General features: G+C 51.7%; 11 protein-coding genes. All 11 read right to left on the reverse strand.

Annotated features, from left to right (window positions below; translation table 11 throughout):
- Positions 1 to 51: 51 nt before the first annotated feature.
- Positions 52 to 843, reverse strand: coding sequence for a CAP domain-containing protein (locus tag B9T62_RS19645; protein ID WP_087916837.1), 792 nt, complete (start codon positions 841 to 843; stop codon positions 52 to 54).
- A 336-nt stretch (positions 844 to 1,179) separates the two neighbouring features.
- A complete protein-coding gene (locus tag B9T62_RS19655) occupies positions 1,180 to 3,138 on the reverse strand; it encodes a WG repeat-containing protein (protein ID WP_087916839.1) in 1,959 nt (652 codons plus the stop codon).
- 70 nt (positions 3,139 to 3,208) lie between these two features.
- The gene (mglC, locus tag B9T62_RS19660; protein ID WP_087916840.1) at positions 3,209 to 4,216 is read right to left on the reverse strand and encodes a galactose/methyl galactoside ABC transporter permease MglC; all 1,008 of its coding nucleotides are present in this window, start codon (positions 4,214 to 4,216) and stop codon (positions 3,209 to 3,211) included.
- 38 nt (positions 4,217 to 4,254) lie between these two features.
- Positions 4,255 to 5,766 carry a sugar ABC transporter ATP-binding protein gene (locus B9T62_RS19665; protein ID WP_087916841.1) on the reverse strand — a complete coding sequence of 504 codons (1,512 nt, stop codon included), beginning with the start codon at positions 5,764 to 5,766 and terminating at the stop codon, positions 4,255 to 4,257.
- Positions 5,767 to 5,888: 122 nt separating this feature from the next.
- Positions 5,889 to 6,965: a galactose ABC transporter substrate-binding protein gene (locus B9T62_RS19670; RefSeq protein WP_425436696.1), complete on the reverse strand. Its 1,077-nt coding sequence runs from the start codon at positions 6,963 to 6,965 to the stop codon at positions 5,889 to 5,891.
- A gap of 227 nt (positions 6,966 to 7,192) precedes the next feature.
- Positions 7,193 to 8,212, reverse strand: coding sequence for a substrate-binding domain-containing protein (locus tag B9T62_RS19675; RefSeq protein WP_087916843.1), 1,020 nt, complete (start codon positions 8,210 to 8,212; stop codon positions 7,193 to 7,195).
- Positions 8,209 to 9,942: a sensor histidine kinase gene (locus B9T62_RS19680; RefSeq protein ID WP_425436698.1), complete on the reverse strand. Its 1,734-nt coding sequence runs from the start codon at positions 9,940 to 9,942 to the stop codon at positions 8,209 to 8,211. The genes B9T62_RS19675 and B9T62_RS19680 overlap by 4 nt, the downstream gene beginning before the upstream one ends.
- Positions 9,943 to 10,038: 96 nt before the next feature.
- Complete coding sequence (locus B9T62_RS19685) at positions 10,039 to 11,685, reverse strand: response regulator transcription factor (protein WP_087916845.1); 1,647 nt, start codon at positions 11,683 to 11,685, stop codon at positions 10,039 to 10,041.
- Between the two features lie 1,397 nt (positions 11,686 to 13,082).
- On the reverse strand, positions 13,083 to 14,186 hold the full coding sequence (gene tnpB / locus B9T62_RS19690; protein ID WP_087916846.1) for an IS200/IS605 family element RNA-guided endonuclease TnpB: 1,104 nt from the start codon (positions 14,184 to 14,186) through the stop codon (positions 13,083 to 13,085).
- Positions 14,187 to 14,484: 298 nt separating this feature from the next.
- Positions 14,485 to 14,949, reverse strand: a complete 465-nt coding sequence (locus B9T62_RS19695; protein ID WP_211296479.1) for a GNAT family N-acetyltransferase — start codon at positions 14,947 to 14,949, stop codon at positions 14,485 to 14,487.
- Entirely contained in the window at positions 14,939 to 16,129 is a 1,191-nt protein-coding gene (purT, locus tag B9T62_RS19700) for a formate-dependent phosphoribosylglycinamide formyltransferase (protein WP_087916848.1), read from the reverse strand. The genes B9T62_RS19695 and purT overlap by 11 nt, the downstream gene beginning before the upstream one ends.
- Positions 16,130 to 16,220 lie beyond the last annotated feature (91 nt).

Consider the following 16,220-nt stretch of genomic DNA (forward strand, 5'->3'; position numbering starts at 1 on the left):
CCCCGATCCCCGGAGACGCGCTGGTTTTCTAATGTTATAGTAGCTGCTGCTTTATTTACCGATAAATTCCTGAACCCAATAGTTGTTGTCGAACCCTACACCGATGTAGTTAAAATCCTTGTTCAGGATATTGGCACGGTGACCCGGGCTGTTCATCCAGGCAGTCATTACCTCTTCTGCGGAACGTTGACCCATAGCAATATTCTCTCCGGCCGCACGGTAAGTTACTCCAAATGACGCCATCATGTCAAAAGGTGAACCGTACGTCGGGGAGGTGTGGGAGAAGTAATTATTAGCCCGCATATCGGTTGCTTTGGCTGCGGCCACCTTGTTAAGGCTGTCCAATCCGGAGACAGCCGAAAGACCCGCTGCTGCACGTTCCTTGTTCACCAGCGAAACGATCTGCTGGGCATAGCTAGCGCTGGCTGTGTTCCCTGCAGCGGCTACTGTAGTCGGTGCCGGTTTCGCTGTGGCAACTGGCGCTGCAGTAGGTGCCGGCGTTGCCGTTGGTTTCACTACAGGCGCAGCTGTTGCCGTTGGTTTCGCTACAGGCGCAGCTGTTGCCGTTGGTTTCGCTACAGGCGCAGCTGTTGCCGTTGGCTTCGCTACAGGTGCCGTGGGCTTCTGAGGCTGGTCCCCTGCTGCTGAGCTACCGGCAAAAGGGAATCCCTTGATATTATACTTGCTTAGGTATTGTAGGAACTGAGCGTAGCTCATCTCTGCTTTTACCACGGTTGTCGTTTCCTGGGCCTGTGCCTTTGCTTCTAATGGAAGAGAAATGCCAAGCGCCATAACAGCCGCTACACTTCCACCTATCATTGCTCTTAAAGTTTTGCTTTTCATTCTGCCATCTCCTTGTTCTGGATGTATTTTGCTAAGCGGAGCAGGAGCATAACCTGCAAATGTTACAAATCTGTAATTTCTTCCTCAGTTATTGTAACATAGATTTTTGGCTTGTGCGCTGCTAAATGTTTACAGTTGAGAGTATGGAAAAACAGCCCCAATAACGCATAAAGCGCCAATGAAACTGTCTTTAATTCGTTGTTATAGAACGTGAACTTAAGAATGTTACCTATGGAGTTGCCAGAACCCCCTATGCACCAGGCATTCTGACAACTCCAACGTTTCATTCTTAAGTTCATCTTATATAGTAGCCTTCTGGCTTCTCACGCACTCCTATTAATGAAAAGACTGCCAGAACTCCCCTTCGGTCGAGATCAGGCCCATAATCTCCGCATACGGAATTCGGAAGGTGGGGAACCCGGCAACATAAGGAGCAATCTCGTAGGGTTCAAAATAGAGGTTAAGCGCGTCTTCATCGACAAAAAACGGCTGATCCGCACGGATTCCCATATACGTGTCCGGGAAAACATATGAATACTGCGGGTCCTTCTCAATTTGCTTGCCGACGATTTCGCTCAGCTTCTCCACATATTTGCTGCCAGGCTTGAACAGGTCCTTCAGCTCGAAGAAGCGGCCTTTGCGCAGGTTGATATGCTCATAGATCCGCGTCGGCATGCCGTGTGCGGCTCCATAAGGAAAACGGTAGCCGGTAAGCTCCAGCACCAGCAGCTGCTTGCGGAAAAAGGATACGGCGAAATCGCCGCTGTAGCTGAATTCCTGCGCACCGCTGCCTGCCCCTTCAGCAAGCGACACCTTGCGCAGTCTGTGGTTCACCTTTCTTGCAACCTCATTGTCGGCGATTCCTTCGACTACCGGATAATAGACCAGGTAGTCATTGTTCGGCTTGAACTTGTGCTCCACTACGGAATAAGGAGGCCGCAGCAGGATCACGCCGTTCTGCCGCCAGACCTGTCTGCCTCTGAGGTCATAATAGGCGGTGCGCTGGTCCACATCCGCACGGATCAGGTTTCCGCTTCGTGACAGCGTTCCCGAGCCGGCGATGACCGGCGGTTGGGCAGCCCTGTTTCCGCTTGTATTAATGAAATACGTCTCCTTGGCATCATATACCGACGCCAGACCGTCCTTATAATTGTTTACGCCCAGCAAAGGATGGCTGCTCAGCACTCCGCCGGTCTGTGCATCGGCAATGACATACCGCGAGCCGCGGTAGGGCTGGTCGGGATACAGCGGGGTTCCGAGCGCCACCCGGTTCTCGCCCAGCTGCTGGACCTCATAATATTGCGCTGGAATGATCCGTTCCCCCTGCTTATCAATCAGTCCATACGCATTGCCGTAATCCTCTGCCGTATTGATTACCGCCCGCCCTTCCATAAATGGCAGAGCGGCGGTGAACTGCGGCTCAATGGCAACGCTGCCGTCGGTGCGCAGATAACCGGATTTGCCGTTCTCCACCGCCTGATAAGCCAGCATTCCCTCGCCGGGATTGCCTACATAGGGATGCTTATAGGTATGCAGCTTACGGCCGTCCGGATCAATCAGCGCGTACTCGCCAGACCTTATTTTGACCAGAGCGACCCCGTCCTTGAAGTCTCCGGCATCCTCATATACCGGCGGCAGCACTTCCTTGCCCTGTCGGTTCAGATAACCGTATCGGGATGGAGAGGTGGTACTCTGTTTAGAGAACAAGGCGCGTCCATCCTGCAGAGAGTTCAGGTAATCATATCTGGCCGAGGTCACCGGCTTGCCCTGCTCATCTATCAGGGTGTACCCTCTCGCATCCGACACCACCGCCCGGCCTTCGGAGAAAGGCGCGATGAAGGAGTAAATGGGCTTCACCTTCTCACGGCCGCTGCTGTCAATCAGCCCGTTGTTATTGCCCAGCAGGACAATGGCCTGCCCGTTCTCTTGAAAATCCTCGGCGTAGTCATAACGAGGTTCAAGAACTACTTTGCCCTCATCATTGATATATCCCCATAACGTGCCGTCCTTCAGCTTGAATGGAGCAGGGTGCAGGATAGAGCTGCGCAGCAGTCCCTGCTCCCCGGCCTCCGGCAGCCCAAACAGCTGCTCAAGCGGACGGCTCGAATAATCCACACGGTACAGTCCGGGCTCAGCCGGAATCGTCACGAACAGTTCCTCTTCGGCGCGGATGAAATCCTCTTCCTGCTGCGTAATGAATTCGTTCCAGCCGATGCCGTCCCATTTCCATACCTCAGCCTGCACCTGGCACGAGTCGTCAGCCTTTACCAGTTCATTTAACCGTATTCTCAGCATTCCAGTCGCTCCCCTTTAACAAAGGCATTTGCCTATAGAATATGGGAGGATGATGAGTTATGTGCTTTAATTACTTCTTAGCGGAATATTTGCGCATATCAAACGCTACAGCGGCGATAATAATCAGACCTTTAATGATCAGCTGATAATAAGGGCTAATACCGATAAAGGTCAGTCCATAATTGATCAGGGTGAAAATAATGACGCCGACCAGTACGCCGGGTACCGTCCCGATTCCACCGGTCGTAGACACGCCGCCGACCACACAGGCCGCAATCGCATCCAGCTCGTACATATTGCCGTAGTTATTGGTAGCGCCGCCGGTTCTGGCTGCCTCCAGCACACCTGCCAGCCCGTAAAGCGCACCGGCGATAGCATAGATGTAGATCAGGTTCTTGGAAACATCGATTCCCGATACCTTGGCTGCCTGGATGTTGCCGCCGATGGCATACATGTTTTTGCCCAGCTTGGTTTTGTTAAAGAGCACCCAGACAATGGCTGCGACCGCCAAGGCAATCAGCACGATATAGGGAATCGAATATTGCCCCTTGCCGATAAATCCGGATCCAATGTCCGTGAAGTCCTTGCGCAGCCCTCCGATCGGTTGGGATTGGTTCGGGTCCATATCGAAATACAAGGAATTCACGCCATAGACGATAACCATTGTACCCAGCGTTGCAATAAAGGGCGGTACATTAAGCTTGGATACGATTAACCCGTTCAGCAGCCCGCAGAGCAGACCGGCTATAATCGCAATCAATATTGGCACGATAACCCATACTTGGGGTAGATCAGGGAAGAAGCGGCGTGAATAATCGGGAATCTGCAACATCGACGCCGAGATCACGGCTGTGAAACCGACCACACGCCCTGCGGACAGGTCCGTGCCTGCTGTAATCAGGATAAAGGCAACTCCAAGGGCGATAATAATCCGCGTGGAGGATTGAATCATAATATCCCGGAACGTATTGACGGAAATAAACGCAGGCTCATATAAAGCAATCCCCATGATCAAAAGCACCAGTACGATATAAATCGCATTTTGGGTAATGAAGGATTGTGTTTTTTTAATATCCATTAGCGGTGTTCCTCCTTGAGCATAATCATCGTTCCGTGCTAATGCTGGGCAGCAAGCCGCATAACCTCGGTTTCTGTAGCCAACGCTCCTTCCAAAATCCCAGTGAGCCGTCCCTCCGACATCACCATCACGCGGTCAGACATCCCGAGCAGCTCCGGCATTTCGGAGGAGATCATAATGATGCTCTTGCCCTGCTTAGCCAGATCGGCAATGATTGAATAAATCTCGAATTTCGCACCCACATCAATACCACGCGTCGGTTCGTCAAGCAGCAGAATGTCCGGCTCGGTCAATAGCCATCTGGCTAGCAGCACCTTCTGCTGGTTGCCTCCCGAGAGATTCATGATCAAGGTGCGGGTGGTGGGCGTCTTGGTGCGCAGCTTCTCGATCATCTGATCCACCTCCTGCTTCTTCCGGCGGTTGTCCAGCAGCAAATACGGCTTCTGATAACGTCCCAGATTCGCAACCGCCCCGTTCTCATGCACCGACAGCACAGGGAATATCCCTGTAACACGCCGTTCCTCGGTCAGCAGCGCCATTCCATGCTTCATCGCATCCTTCGGGGAATGAATCTTCACGGGTGTGCCCTTAATCGATACCGTTCCCGATGCTACCGCCCGCAGGCCAAACAACGCTTCAATGACCTCCGTGCGCTGCGCACCCACCAGACCGCCGATCCCCAGGATCTCACCCCGGTGCAGATCGAAGCTGATATCCTTAAAAGAGCGCAGCTCAGGCGAAGTTAAGCCTTCCACCTTCATGTAGACTTCACCGGGCACATTATGCCGTTCAGGGAAGCGGCTCGTCAGATCGCGCCCCACCATCTTGGAGATGATAAGGTCTGTAGTCAGCTCCGCCGCCGGCCAGGTGCCGATTTTTTTGCCGTCGCGCATGATCGTCACTTCGTCTGAAATCTCCAGAATTTCCTCCATTTTGTGTGATATATAAATGATGGCTACGCCTCTGGTCTGCAGATCGCGGATAATCCGGAATAAATGCTCTACTTCGACGCTGGTAAGCGAGGAGGTAGGTTCATCCATCACAATGATCCGGGAATGAAAAGAGACGGCCTTCGCGATTTCTATCGACTGAATTTTGGATACAGAGAGCTTGCCTACCAGTGTCTCAGGGCTAAGCTCAATATCGAGGTCCTTGAACAGGTTCTCCGTGTCTGCGTACATCTTCTTGTGGTCAATAAACTGGATTGGCCCCACTCCCCTGGTCGGGAAACGTCCAAGCCAGATATTCTCCATCACACTGCGGAACGGCACCGGATGCAGCTCCTGATGGATCATTGAGATTCCGCTCTTCAGCGCGTCGTTCGAACTGCCTATGGAAGCCTTCACGCCATCCAGATAGATCTCACCGGCATCCGGCGAATAGATTCCAAACAAACATTTCATCAATGTAGATTTGCCGGCGCCATTCTCACCCATCAGGGCATGCACCGATCCCGGCTTCACCTGCAGACTGACACCATCCAGCGCTTTGACACCGGGGAACTCCTTGGTGATGTTCTTCATTTCCAGCAAAAACTCAGCTTTCGACATGCGGTTACGCCTCCTACGCTTTGTTCTGTTCTCATTAGAGGCACAGCGGTTCCATCCCATTTCCGGTCCAGCAAGAGTTCCGGGGTGCAGCGTCCTGCCCCCGGAGCCAATAATTACAGTGCTTATTTAGCGTCAGCGGCATTGTCCTTGGTAATCTTCTTATAAGAGATCCATACATATTGGTTGTCGGTGATATCGAATCCTACGTTGTCCTTGGTTGGCGTTTCGCCCTTGGCCAGCAGCGCGGATACAGTAATGGCAGCCTTGCCCTGGTTGTTGGCATCATTCAGCACGGTTCCCAGCATGGTACCATCCTCCAGGGCCTGAACCGCAGGAGCGGTGGCATCCACACCGACTACCGGCATGAATTTGTCGCCGGTGAAGTAGCCGGCTGCTTTCAAGGCTTCAATCGCGCCCAATGCCATATCGTCATTGTTGGCCAGCACGGCTTCGATCTTGTCGCCGTTTGATCCCAGGAAGGCCGCCATTTTCTCTTGGCCTTTGACACGGTCCCACATCGCGGTGTCTTCAGCCAGCTTCTCAACCTTGATGCCCGCATCCTCAATCGCCTGGATGGAGAAGGTGGTGCGCAGTTCGGCATCCTGATGTCCAGGCTCGCCCTTCAGCATCACGTACTGGAGTACACCGTCCTTGTTCTTGTCAGCTTCCGGGTGGGCTTTCCAATAGTCAACGATCAGCTGGCCGGACATGGTTCCGGATTCCTCAGCTTTGGCGCCTACATAGTAGACCTTATCCCATTTCTTCATATCCTCAGCCAAGGGTTCACGGTTCAGGAAAACGACCGGTATATCGGCCGCTTTGGCCTTGTCGATAATAACACCTGCCGCTGTGCGGTCTACCGGGTTGATCAGCATTCCGTTGTATTTCTTGGTGACGAACAGATCGACCTTGTCATTCTGCGTCGGCTGTGAGTTCTGGCTATCCACGATATCCACCGTAGCAATACCTTCGGCAGCCGTCTGAATCGCATTACGGACCCCTGTCATAAAGGTATCGTCGAACTTGTAGATCGCCACGCCCACCTTTGGTGTATCTGTCTGGGTTCCGGAATTCGCCGAATTTACGGCGGCATCCTTATTCGCATTTGCGGGTTCAGCGGTATTGTTGTTATTGCCGCAGCCCGCCAGAGCTGCACCCAGCAGTGTGCTGGCAAGTAGAACAGAAGTTATTTTTCTCATCATTCGTTGACCTCCTGATTTATGTTTCTAATTGGTGTGCTATGGATGACTCCAGGGCACATTCCTATTATGCTGCAGGTGAAAACGGTTTCGAATACAAAATTCTACTTACTTGTAGCAAAATTCTCATATCCCTTAGGGTCGGCAAAACCAGCCTGCGGATAACCGGAGGCTGGTGCAATGAACACCACAGTATAGTAAGAGCTGACTCTGCTGCCCTGGGCACGTTACCTGACAAACGGGAACAAGAGCTTCTGATTCTCCGGCCATAACATGTTCTCCAGATCAATCAGCTTGGTCCCCGTGTCCACCCGTTCCTCCACCTTCTTGCCTTCCAGTACTTGAACTGCCTGCTTAACGGCCAAATAACCGTTGCTGAACGGATTCTGTATCACGGTAGCCTGCACTGTACCCTCCTGGAGCAGCTCCATCATCGCTGGCGAGCTGTCGAAGGCAACCATCTTCACCGCACCGCGCTTCAGCGTCTGAACCACCTTGCCGGCTCCTTGCGAAGCTGTCTCGTTCATGGTGGCAATGCCCCGCAGTGCCGGATGCTTGTGCAGCATATCCCTCGTCAATTGTTCGGCTTCAGCCTCACTGGAAGAAGTGTAAGAGATCTGTACGACATGTACATTGGGGTAGCGGGCTGCATAATTCAGAAAGCCTTTTTCCCGCTCATTGGCATCTCTTGCCCCATAATCGAATACACTGCTGGACTCCGTTTCCTGATGGACAGAGGAGCTGGTGAAATTCAGAATGCCGATTTCCCCGTACCCCTTCAGCAGCTCAATCAGCCTTTCCGCAGCCTTCTGGCCGGCTTCATAGCCGTTCGATCCGATATAGGAGGTAACCTTGGCAGATCCGACCTCCGCATCGACAGACAATACAGGAATCTTCACGTAAGCCGCCTGATCCACCACCTGGGCCAATCCCATATAGCTGCTTGCAGCCAGCACAATCGCATCCGCCTTGCCCTGAATGGACTCCTGCACCAGGGCCACCTGTCCGTTAATGTCACTTTCGGAATCCGGCGCCTTGAAGTTCAGGTTGACATTGAAATCCTTCGCGGCCGCCTCCGCTCCGAGCTTGACGGTATTCCAGTAATCCCCCTTGCTCATCTTGACAATCATGTCGATGTTGCGGGTTCTGCCGGTGCTCACATAATCGGGTTGCGGGCTGACACAGGAGGTCAGCAGGAGACTTCCGGCGGCACAGACCGGCAGCAGCAGCGTTCTCAGGCTTCTCATAACTCTGCTCCCTCCTTGTGTCCATTGCCCGGTGATTCGTACTCTCCGGCAGGAAAAGTAATCGTGACAACGGTCCCTTCCTCCAGCTCACTCTCAAAGCCAAGGCCGTACTCCCGGCCATAATACAGGCCAATCCGCTCATTGACGTTTCTCACGCCAACTCCTGAGCCATGTTCGCTTCGACTGACCCCTGAGAGCAGCTTGTTCATCGTTTCCCTCGACATGCCCAGTCCATTGTCGCTGACCTGCAGAATAATGTTCCCTTCCCGCAGCACTGCAGTTATAGCAATCAGCCCTTCGTCAGGCATCATCTCAATGCCGTGATAGAGCGCATTCTCCACAATCGGTTGCAGAATAAGCTTGATGGTCCGGCAATCCAGTACCTCCGGCTGTGCGGTGATCTCATAGCGGAACTTATTCCTGAAGCGGAAGCTCTGAATGACCAGATAATGACGGATATGATCCAGCTCCTCACGGACTGTGATGATATGGCTGCCCTTGCTGAGACTGATTCTGAAGAACCGGGACAATGACGTGATCATGGTGACGACCTCCTCCGTCTTGCCGCGTTCCGCCAGCCTGATTACCGAATTCAGCGTGTTATAGAGAAAATGCGGGTTAATCTGCGATTGCAGCACTTCAAGCTCGCCCTTGCGTTTGCCCTCCTGCTCATAGATAATCTGATCCATCAGCTGGCGAATCCGCTGCAGCATCAGGTTGAAGCGCTTCGACAGCTGCTCTACCTCATAAGCCCCGCTGACATTGATCGGGGTATTCAGATCCCCTTCCCCTACCAGCTTCACCGTGCGCTCCAGCTTGCGGATCGGACTTGCGATCCGGGCAGACATCAGCACCGAAACCACGATCACACACAGGATCACTGCGCCGAGAAACCAGGCCAGAAACTGATTGAGATCACGTTTGGTAGTCACAATCTCATCGTAATAGGCGACCCCGACAATCTTCCAGCCGGTCCGCTCCAGTGTGCGCACCGTGATAAAACGCTGTTCTCCAGTAGAATCATCCAGATAGCTGCGGTAAGCATATTCCAGAACCGGCTCGACATTCTCGTATTTCAGTCCCGCATAGATCAGCTGCTGTTGGGGGTGATAGACGATATTTCCCTGAGGATCAAGGATGTAAGCGTATCCTCTTTTGCCCAGCTTCACCTGCTTGCTTAGTTCGTCAATGGTACGGAAATTAAAATCAATCAGCAGCACACCGCTTCGGAGCGTACCGTTGTCAAGGTAATGGATCGTTTGGCTGACCGAGACAACCCAGGTATAATGCCCTTTGAATAAATTCTGGATATGCGGCGCGGAGAAGGATATCTCCTCTGCCGTCTGGGCCGAAGTGAACCAGCTCTGGCTCTCCAGCTGGGTGTTGCGGCGCAGTTCCTGGCCCGGTGTGCCAACCACGTAATCGCCCTCCGGCGTGAATACTGCCATGGAAACCAGATCCTCGCGGCTGCCCATCAGCATCTCCATCCGCTCGGAGAGCAGCGGTGACAGGATGGAAGGGCTGCCTGTAATTTGTTCTTCTGCCGTTTCAAAAATACGCTGCATGCCCTTCACATACAGCTCGAGGTTATAGTTGACCTGCTCAATAATCTGCTGCATATTCAGATTGGCGTTCTCCTCTGCGGTTGCGGCGAATTTATTGTACAGCATCAAGCTGACAATAACGGCCACAAGTACAGTTACCGTCGTAAAAGTTAATGTAATAATCATTTGGATGCTGCGCAGCCTGGAGATGATCCGCTGCTTGCCCGCTAGACGCCGCTGCGGGCGCAGCGGAAAAAAGGAGGACTTTTCCTTGCGCATGGCCTATCCTCCTCTGGCGCTGTTCTTGTACTCTTTGGGAGATTGTCCGTATTTCTTGCGGAAGCAGAAGCTGAAATAGTTCGGGTCGGCGAAGCCAATTCTTTCGGCAATTTCAAAGGCCTTCAGCTCTGTGGAGCGCAGCAGCTCCTTGGCCGCTTCAAGTCTGATCTGCAGCAGGTAGCTGACAAAGGTCATCTTCAGCTCTTTTTTGAAAATACTGCTGAAATACCCTGTGCTGATGTGCAGATGACGGCAGACCTTACCGATGGAGATGTCCGTTTCCTCATAGTGGCTGCGAATATAGTCTTTGGCCTGGTCGATCAGCTGCTTGTAGCTGGACTGGCGCTCAGTAGCGATCGAATCCATCAACTGAGTGCACACCGAGATAATCCACTGCTTGGCTTCACCCATATTGTTGAATTTATGCAGCGCCGACAGAGAGGAGAAACCAGAGCTGATGAAACCGTCGGGGCTGCCCGATTCCTTGGCTACTCTCAGAATGGAGGTGATCAGCTCCAACAGGAAGATCTGAAAGTCCTGGGCTGATACCCGGTCAGCATCTAGTCCGCCAAACAGCTCATCGATCACCACCCTGAGCTCCTGCACCGTTCCCAGCTTGATCGTGCGGATCAGAGACTGCTGGGTTAGTTCGTCATAAGACAACATCCGGCTGGACCTGGATTCCACATCCTCAATCCAGATCACCCGGTTGTTGCCCAGAATGAGCCGGTAGTCCAGCGCCTGCAGTGCATCCCCAAAGGAATGGAACAACAGATCCGGCAACGCGCAGATCGTCCCGGCCCCGGCCGTTACCGTTAGTTTCAGAAACCGCTGCACCTTCTGGCGAACCTCCTCCAGGATGGCGAAGGTCTGTGCCATCATATCCGCTTCCCCGGCACCGTCGCCCATCGACAGCAGCACGACATCATCCCGGTGGATGAACACCCGCCCTGTACCCTGCTTGCCGCAAATTTCCTCCGCAATATTCAGCACGGCAAAGAGCTGCAGGTTGCGCTCGCTGCTGTCGCGCAGTGATACCGCTTTCATAACTTCGGAGCAAGCAGCCTGTTCCTCATGGATATAATCGACGCTGATCACGGAGGCCTGAAACCAGTCTGCCGATAGGCTAATGCCATATTCGGCACTTTTCTCGGCAATTTCATCACTGCGCAGCCGCCGTGATACGAGAGCGGAGAGGAACTGCTCGCGCAGCAGCGGCAGGCTCTTGCGGTAATGCTCACTGAGTACATACACATTCTCTTTCTCGGCAATTTCGGCTTCAATCTCGCTTCTCACCTTCATGAGCACGTCAATCAGCTCCTGGGATGAGAACGGCTTGAGCAGATACTCATCAATCTGCAGCTTGATCGCCTTCTGGGCGTATTCAAATTCATCATAGCCAGTGAGGATAATCACCTTGGTCGCCGGATGACGGCTGCGAATCCATTCCGCCAGCTGCAGCCCATTCATGAAAGGCATCTGGATATCGGTCACGACCACATCCGGCAGCAGCCGGTCAATCGATTCCGTAGCTTCCTGCCCGTTCTCCGCCTGATCCACGACCTCAAAGCCGTAGCTCGCCCAGTCAATCTTCTCAATAATCCCTTCGCGAACGTCCGCTTCATCTTCCACAATGATCAATTTATACATGAGCCCATTCCTTTATTAGGATTTATGTATTGCAGTTCAGTCAAGTTCAAGTTCATTTTAGCCGATTCAAACTCTTCTCGCTATGGTTAAAATAGGTGGGCGTGGATGATCCCTTGTGAATAAAGTCCGCTGCGAGTTCGGAGGGTTCTTACGATCGGACTATAAAGGCAAACCCTACCGTTTCTCCAGACTCCCTCCGACCTTCCGCTCTGTTCACTCGTATAGTCAACCGCTGATTTATAGATTGAGCCAGTAAACATAAGGAACTTCATCTGGCACAGTGTTTACTGTTTAGGTTCCCGCTTGAGCGTTTGGAGTAAATAGATGCGTAACAGCAACTAATTTCAGCCAGATCATGAGCTAGCGGGCGAATAAGTGCATATCTGGTTACTACTTAGAGCCCCCTTGTGTTCCTTGTGTTACTCGTCCGAGCCTGTCTACCACACCGCGCGACAAGGAGGCTAATCATAACAAAGGAAGGCTGTCGCCGGTAACCAGCGATTAACTTTCAGACGATTGCAGACTCAGGAGCCCCTATTCAAGCCGAAACCCACTAGGTAAGGCCTGTTTTTCCGATATAGAGGCTATGCGGTCCGTTACATTCCAAACCAGCGCAGAAATAAGGAAATAGAAGCTATACGGTCCGTTAGGACGTAGGTTACCTGAAGTTCGGGTGGGGAGGGTTTGGATTACGGTAGTGCGATCCCCTAACCTTCGCAAGTATACCTTCTATATCCTCGCAGGGTCCTAAGTAGTAACCATATCTGCAACTAAATTCAAGTAAATCACTCCTATAACGTTCAGAAGTCCAAATTAGATGCCTTATTGCATCTATTTCCTCCAAAACGGAAAAAATCGGCTAATTAGATGCATTTTCGGATACTACTTAGGTCCCTCTAAGGATGTAGAAGATAAGATGCTACACTAGAGATTTCAGAGAAATTAGATGCAAAAGTGCATTTAATTTCAGCTGGAATTCCTGTTATTGGGCAAATAAGTGCGAATCTGCAACTATTTTCGAGTAAAACGATTGTTTAAGGCTCAGAATCCGAAATTAGATGCGTTTTCGCACTTATTTGCTCTAAAACAGAAAAAATCTTCTAATTAGATGCAGATTCGCAACTAATTCGGTGGATTGTACTTATGTGGCGATCAGACTTTGCTGCTCCTATCCTATTGGGTCCTAAGTAGTAACCATTTTCGCAACTATATCTGTTCGGCCCCCTAATTATGGAGCTGACTCTCTGTTATTCTTTCAAGTAAGGAGTTGAGTATTCGATATACTTGAACCTCTCATGGCTAAAGCCACGAGATTCTTGGGTAGTCCGTTCTACCGAACAGAATTAGTAATATATACCACCAAGCTATCCCTGTCGTTCCGACAGTTCGTGTAATCGCTACACGGTAAGCAGTCTTTTTCCTTCAGATAGAATATTCAGGCTGGCATTGAAATCTCGATCATGATGAGTTCCACAGTTCGTACACGTCCATTGTCGTAGCTTCAGATCCTTTACGTCTTTGTTTTTGGTTCCACAACACGAACACAACTGTGAAGAGGCAAAGGTTTTGCCTACAGTAACCACCCTGCGTCCATACCACTTCGCTTTATATTCAAGCAGGGTTCGGAAGTGATACCAAGAAACTTCGCTAATCGCTTTCGCCAGTTTATGATTTTTCATCAGATTCGAGACTTGCAAATCTTCAATCGCAATCAGGTCGTGGTTTTTGACAATGTGCGTTGAAATCTTGTGCAAGTAATCGGTTCTGGCATTGACTATACGTTCGTGGATTCGAGCCACTTGGATTCGCTGCTGATTCCAGTTCGATGACCCCTTCACCCGTCTCGATAAGATCCGCTGCTCCCGAATGAGTTTTTGCTCTATCTTCCGTAGAAATTTGGGATTCGCAAACACTTCACCATTCGATAGAATCGCGAAATCCTTTAACCCAAGGTCAATTCCGACTTCTTGGTTGGTTTTGGGCAAGGCATGCACTTCGGTTTCCACTACCAACGAGACAAAGTATGTACCGGAAGGATTGCGCCGGATGGTAGCGGATTGGATGCGACCTTCGACTTCTCTGGACTTTGCGAAACGAATAACTCCAAGTTTCGGTAACTTGATTTGGTTGCCGTCCACCGCAATGTTTCCGCTCGTGTGTTTCGTTGTATACGCCTGAACCTTGTTTCTTTTGGACTTGAAACAGGGGGCATCGTTTTGTCTCTTGAAAAATCGAGTGAAGGCATCCGCAAGGTTCTTCACAGACGATTGGATCGCAATGCTATCGACTTCTTTTAACCAAGGGAGTTCCTTCTTCAAATTCGGCAGTTCCGAAGAACAGGAATCATACGATAATCCTTTACCGGTTGCTTGGAAGCTATCGTTCCACTTGGCTAAGAAGTGATTAAACACAAACCGACAGCATCCCATGGTTTTAGCGATGAGGACTTCTTGTGCTGGGCTGGGATAGAGACGGAATTGGTAGGCTTTATTTACCAACATGGTTTCACCTCACTTTCTGGTGTTGAATGGTTAGATGAACATAATCACAATCACTTTCAATTCTGAAGTTGTGACCTCAAATACAGGATATCATAGGTTGAATCATTCGAGTGATTATCCCTAAATAACAGTGTTTTGATTGTTTTCAAGAAACACCTGTCGGACAAGGCGTATCTAAAGATACGCCTTGTCCGAAGCCCATTCATCTCACGACTAAAGTCACGAGTGTTCTCGGCTAATTCATAAAAAAAACCATCCCGTTGATGCCGGGATGGGGATGATCGGACTATTGCAGCTTCTATAGCAGTGCCTTGTTGAAACGGTAGCCGGATGTGCCCTCGAATCCAATATGACGGTAGAAGGCGTGGGCAGGCGCACGCTCTACACGGTTGCCGCTTCGCAAAAACAGCTGGCAGCAGCCTTGCTGGCGGGCCCAATCTTCTGCGGCAGCCACCAATCTTTTGCCAAGGCCTTGGCCTCTAAGCTCCTCTGAAACAATCAGTGCGGTAATTTCAGTGATGCAATCCTTCTGTTTGTAGTAAGAAATCACCTGTCTGAGGCCGATCATACCCACAACCTCGTGATCCAGTTCAGCTACAAGGGTGCAGTTGAAAGGATCATTCTCCATGCTTTCCAATCTCTCTTTCATTACGCTAAGCGTAGTCGGGTAGCCGAATTCCCTCAGGAGGGCCGTTACCTTCTCCAGATCATTCATGCCACATTTGCGAATTTGCAGTACGGGTGCCAGGGTGCTACTGTTCATCCTCATATACCTCCACTTTTAGCATAGATGCTGCCTTCTTGGCTATCGTCCGCGCGGTTTCCACATCGTCCGCCGTACTTAGAGCTACGGCCATCCGCCGTCCCGGGCGGGTTACGGGCTTGCCGAACACACGGACCTGGGTACGGGGAAACGCCAACGCCTTGTCCACTCCGCTTACCGCAAAATTCCGGCTTTCCTTCTCTGCCTTTAATGTAGCCGACGCGCCGGGAGCCAGCAATCTGACCTCCTCCAGCGGAAAACCAAGAATTGCCCTCACATGCACGGCAAATTCAGATAGATCCTGCGTAACCATGGTGACCATGCCCGTATCATGCGGCCTTGGCGACACTTCGCTGAACAGTACCCCCTCCGGGGTAAGAAACAGCTCAACTCCGAACAATCCCAGACCGCCCAACCGATCGGTTACCGCCTTGGCCATAACCTGGGCTTCTGCCAGAAGCTCGGCTCCCATGCCATGCGGCTGCCAGGATTCAACATAATCCCCGTCCTGCTGAATATGTCCGATAGGGGGACAAAATACGGTTCCCGAGACGGTTCGTGCAGTCAACAAGGTAATTTCGCTATCAAAGGTGACAAAAGCTTCAACAATGACACGTGTACCCTTGGCTCTGGCTCCCTGCAAAGCGGTATTCCAGCATGCAGCCGCATCCTCAGGCTTGCGGCAGACGCTCTGGCCCTTGCCGGATGAGCTCATAATCGGCTTAATTACACAAGGTGTGCCCAGCTCGTCCACCGCCCGGCGCAGCTCGTCCAGGCTGTCCGCGAAACGGTAGGCCGCCGTCGGCAACCCCAGCTCTTCAGCGGCCAGTCGGCGGATGCCCTCCCGGTCCATCGTCAGCCGGGCTGCAAGCGCCGTCGGCACTACGAAGAATCCTTCCGCCTCCAGCTCCTGCAGAGCCGTGGTGGCAATCGCTTCAATCTCGGGTACGATCACATCGGGCTTCTCCTGGCGGATCAGCGCCTTAAGCGCCGCTGCATCCAGCATATCCACAACATACGATCTGTGGGCCACACCCATCGCAGGCGCATGCTCATAATGATCTACGGCTATCGTCTCCACGCCAAGGCGCTGAGCTTCAATGATCACTTCCTTGCCCAGTTCGCCGCTGCCCAGCAGCAGCAGCTTGCGGCTGTGAGCTGAAAAAGGAGCTCCCCACATGGTCAATTCCAACCTCTTTCGGCAATGGGACTGTTTATGTTTCGTTTCAGAAACACAACAGTTTCATTGTAAATTTACATACTTCTTTATT

The organism is Paenibacillus donghaensis, assembly GCF_002192415.1.
In the GTDB taxonomy this organism is placed as follows: domain Bacteria; phylum Bacillota; class Bacilli; order Paenibacillales; family Paenibacillaceae; genus Paenibacillus_AQ; species Paenibacillus_AQ donghaensis.

Excerpts from the sequence above, each read along its gene's own strand:
- B9T62_RS19655 (WP_087916839.1), bottom strand. The coding sequence starts at position 3,138 with ATGCTGAGAATACGGTTAAATGAACTGGTAAAGGCTGACGACTCGTGC.
- purT (WP_087916848.1), bottom strand. The coding sequence starts at position 16,129 with ATGTGGGGAGCTCCTTTTTCAGCTCACAGCCGCAAGCTGCTGCTGCTG.
- B9T62_RS19665 (WP_087916841.1), bottom strand. The coding sequence starts at position 5,766 with ATGTCGAAAGCTGAGTTTTTGCTGGAAATGAAGAACATCACCAAGGAG.
- B9T62_RS19695 (WP_211296479.1), bottom strand. The coding sequence starts at position 14,949 with ATGAACAGTAGCACCCTGGCACCCGTACTGCAAATTCGCAAATGTGGC.
- B9T62_RS19645 (WP_087916837.1), bottom strand. The coding sequence starts at position 843 with ATGAAAAGCAAAACTTTAAGAGCAATGATAGGTGGAAGTGTAGCGGCT.
- B9T62_RS19670 (WP_425436696.1), bottom strand. The coding sequence starts at position 6,965 with ATGAGAAAAATAACTTCTGTTCTACTTGCCAGCACACTGCTGGGTGCA.
- B9T62_RS19685 (WP_087916845.1), bottom strand. The coding sequence starts at position 11,685 with ATGTATAAATTGATCATTGTGGAAGATGAAGCGGACGTTCGCGAAGGG.
- B9T62_RS19680 (WP_425436698.1), bottom strand. The coding sequence starts at position 9,942 with ATGATTATTACATTAACTTTTACGACGGTAACTGTACTTGTGGCCGTT.
- B9T62_RS19675 (WP_087916843.1), bottom strand. The coding sequence starts at position 8,212 with ATGAGAAGCCTGAGAACGCTGCTGCTGCCGGTCTGTGCCGCCGGAAGT.
- tnpB (WP_087916846.1), bottom strand. The coding sequence starts at position 14,186 with ATGTTGGTAAATAAAGCCTACCAATTCCGTCTCTATCCCAGCCCAGCA.
- mglC (WP_087916840.1), bottom strand. The coding sequence starts at position 4,216 with ATGGATATTAAAAAAACACAATCCTTCATTACCCAAAATGCGATTTAT.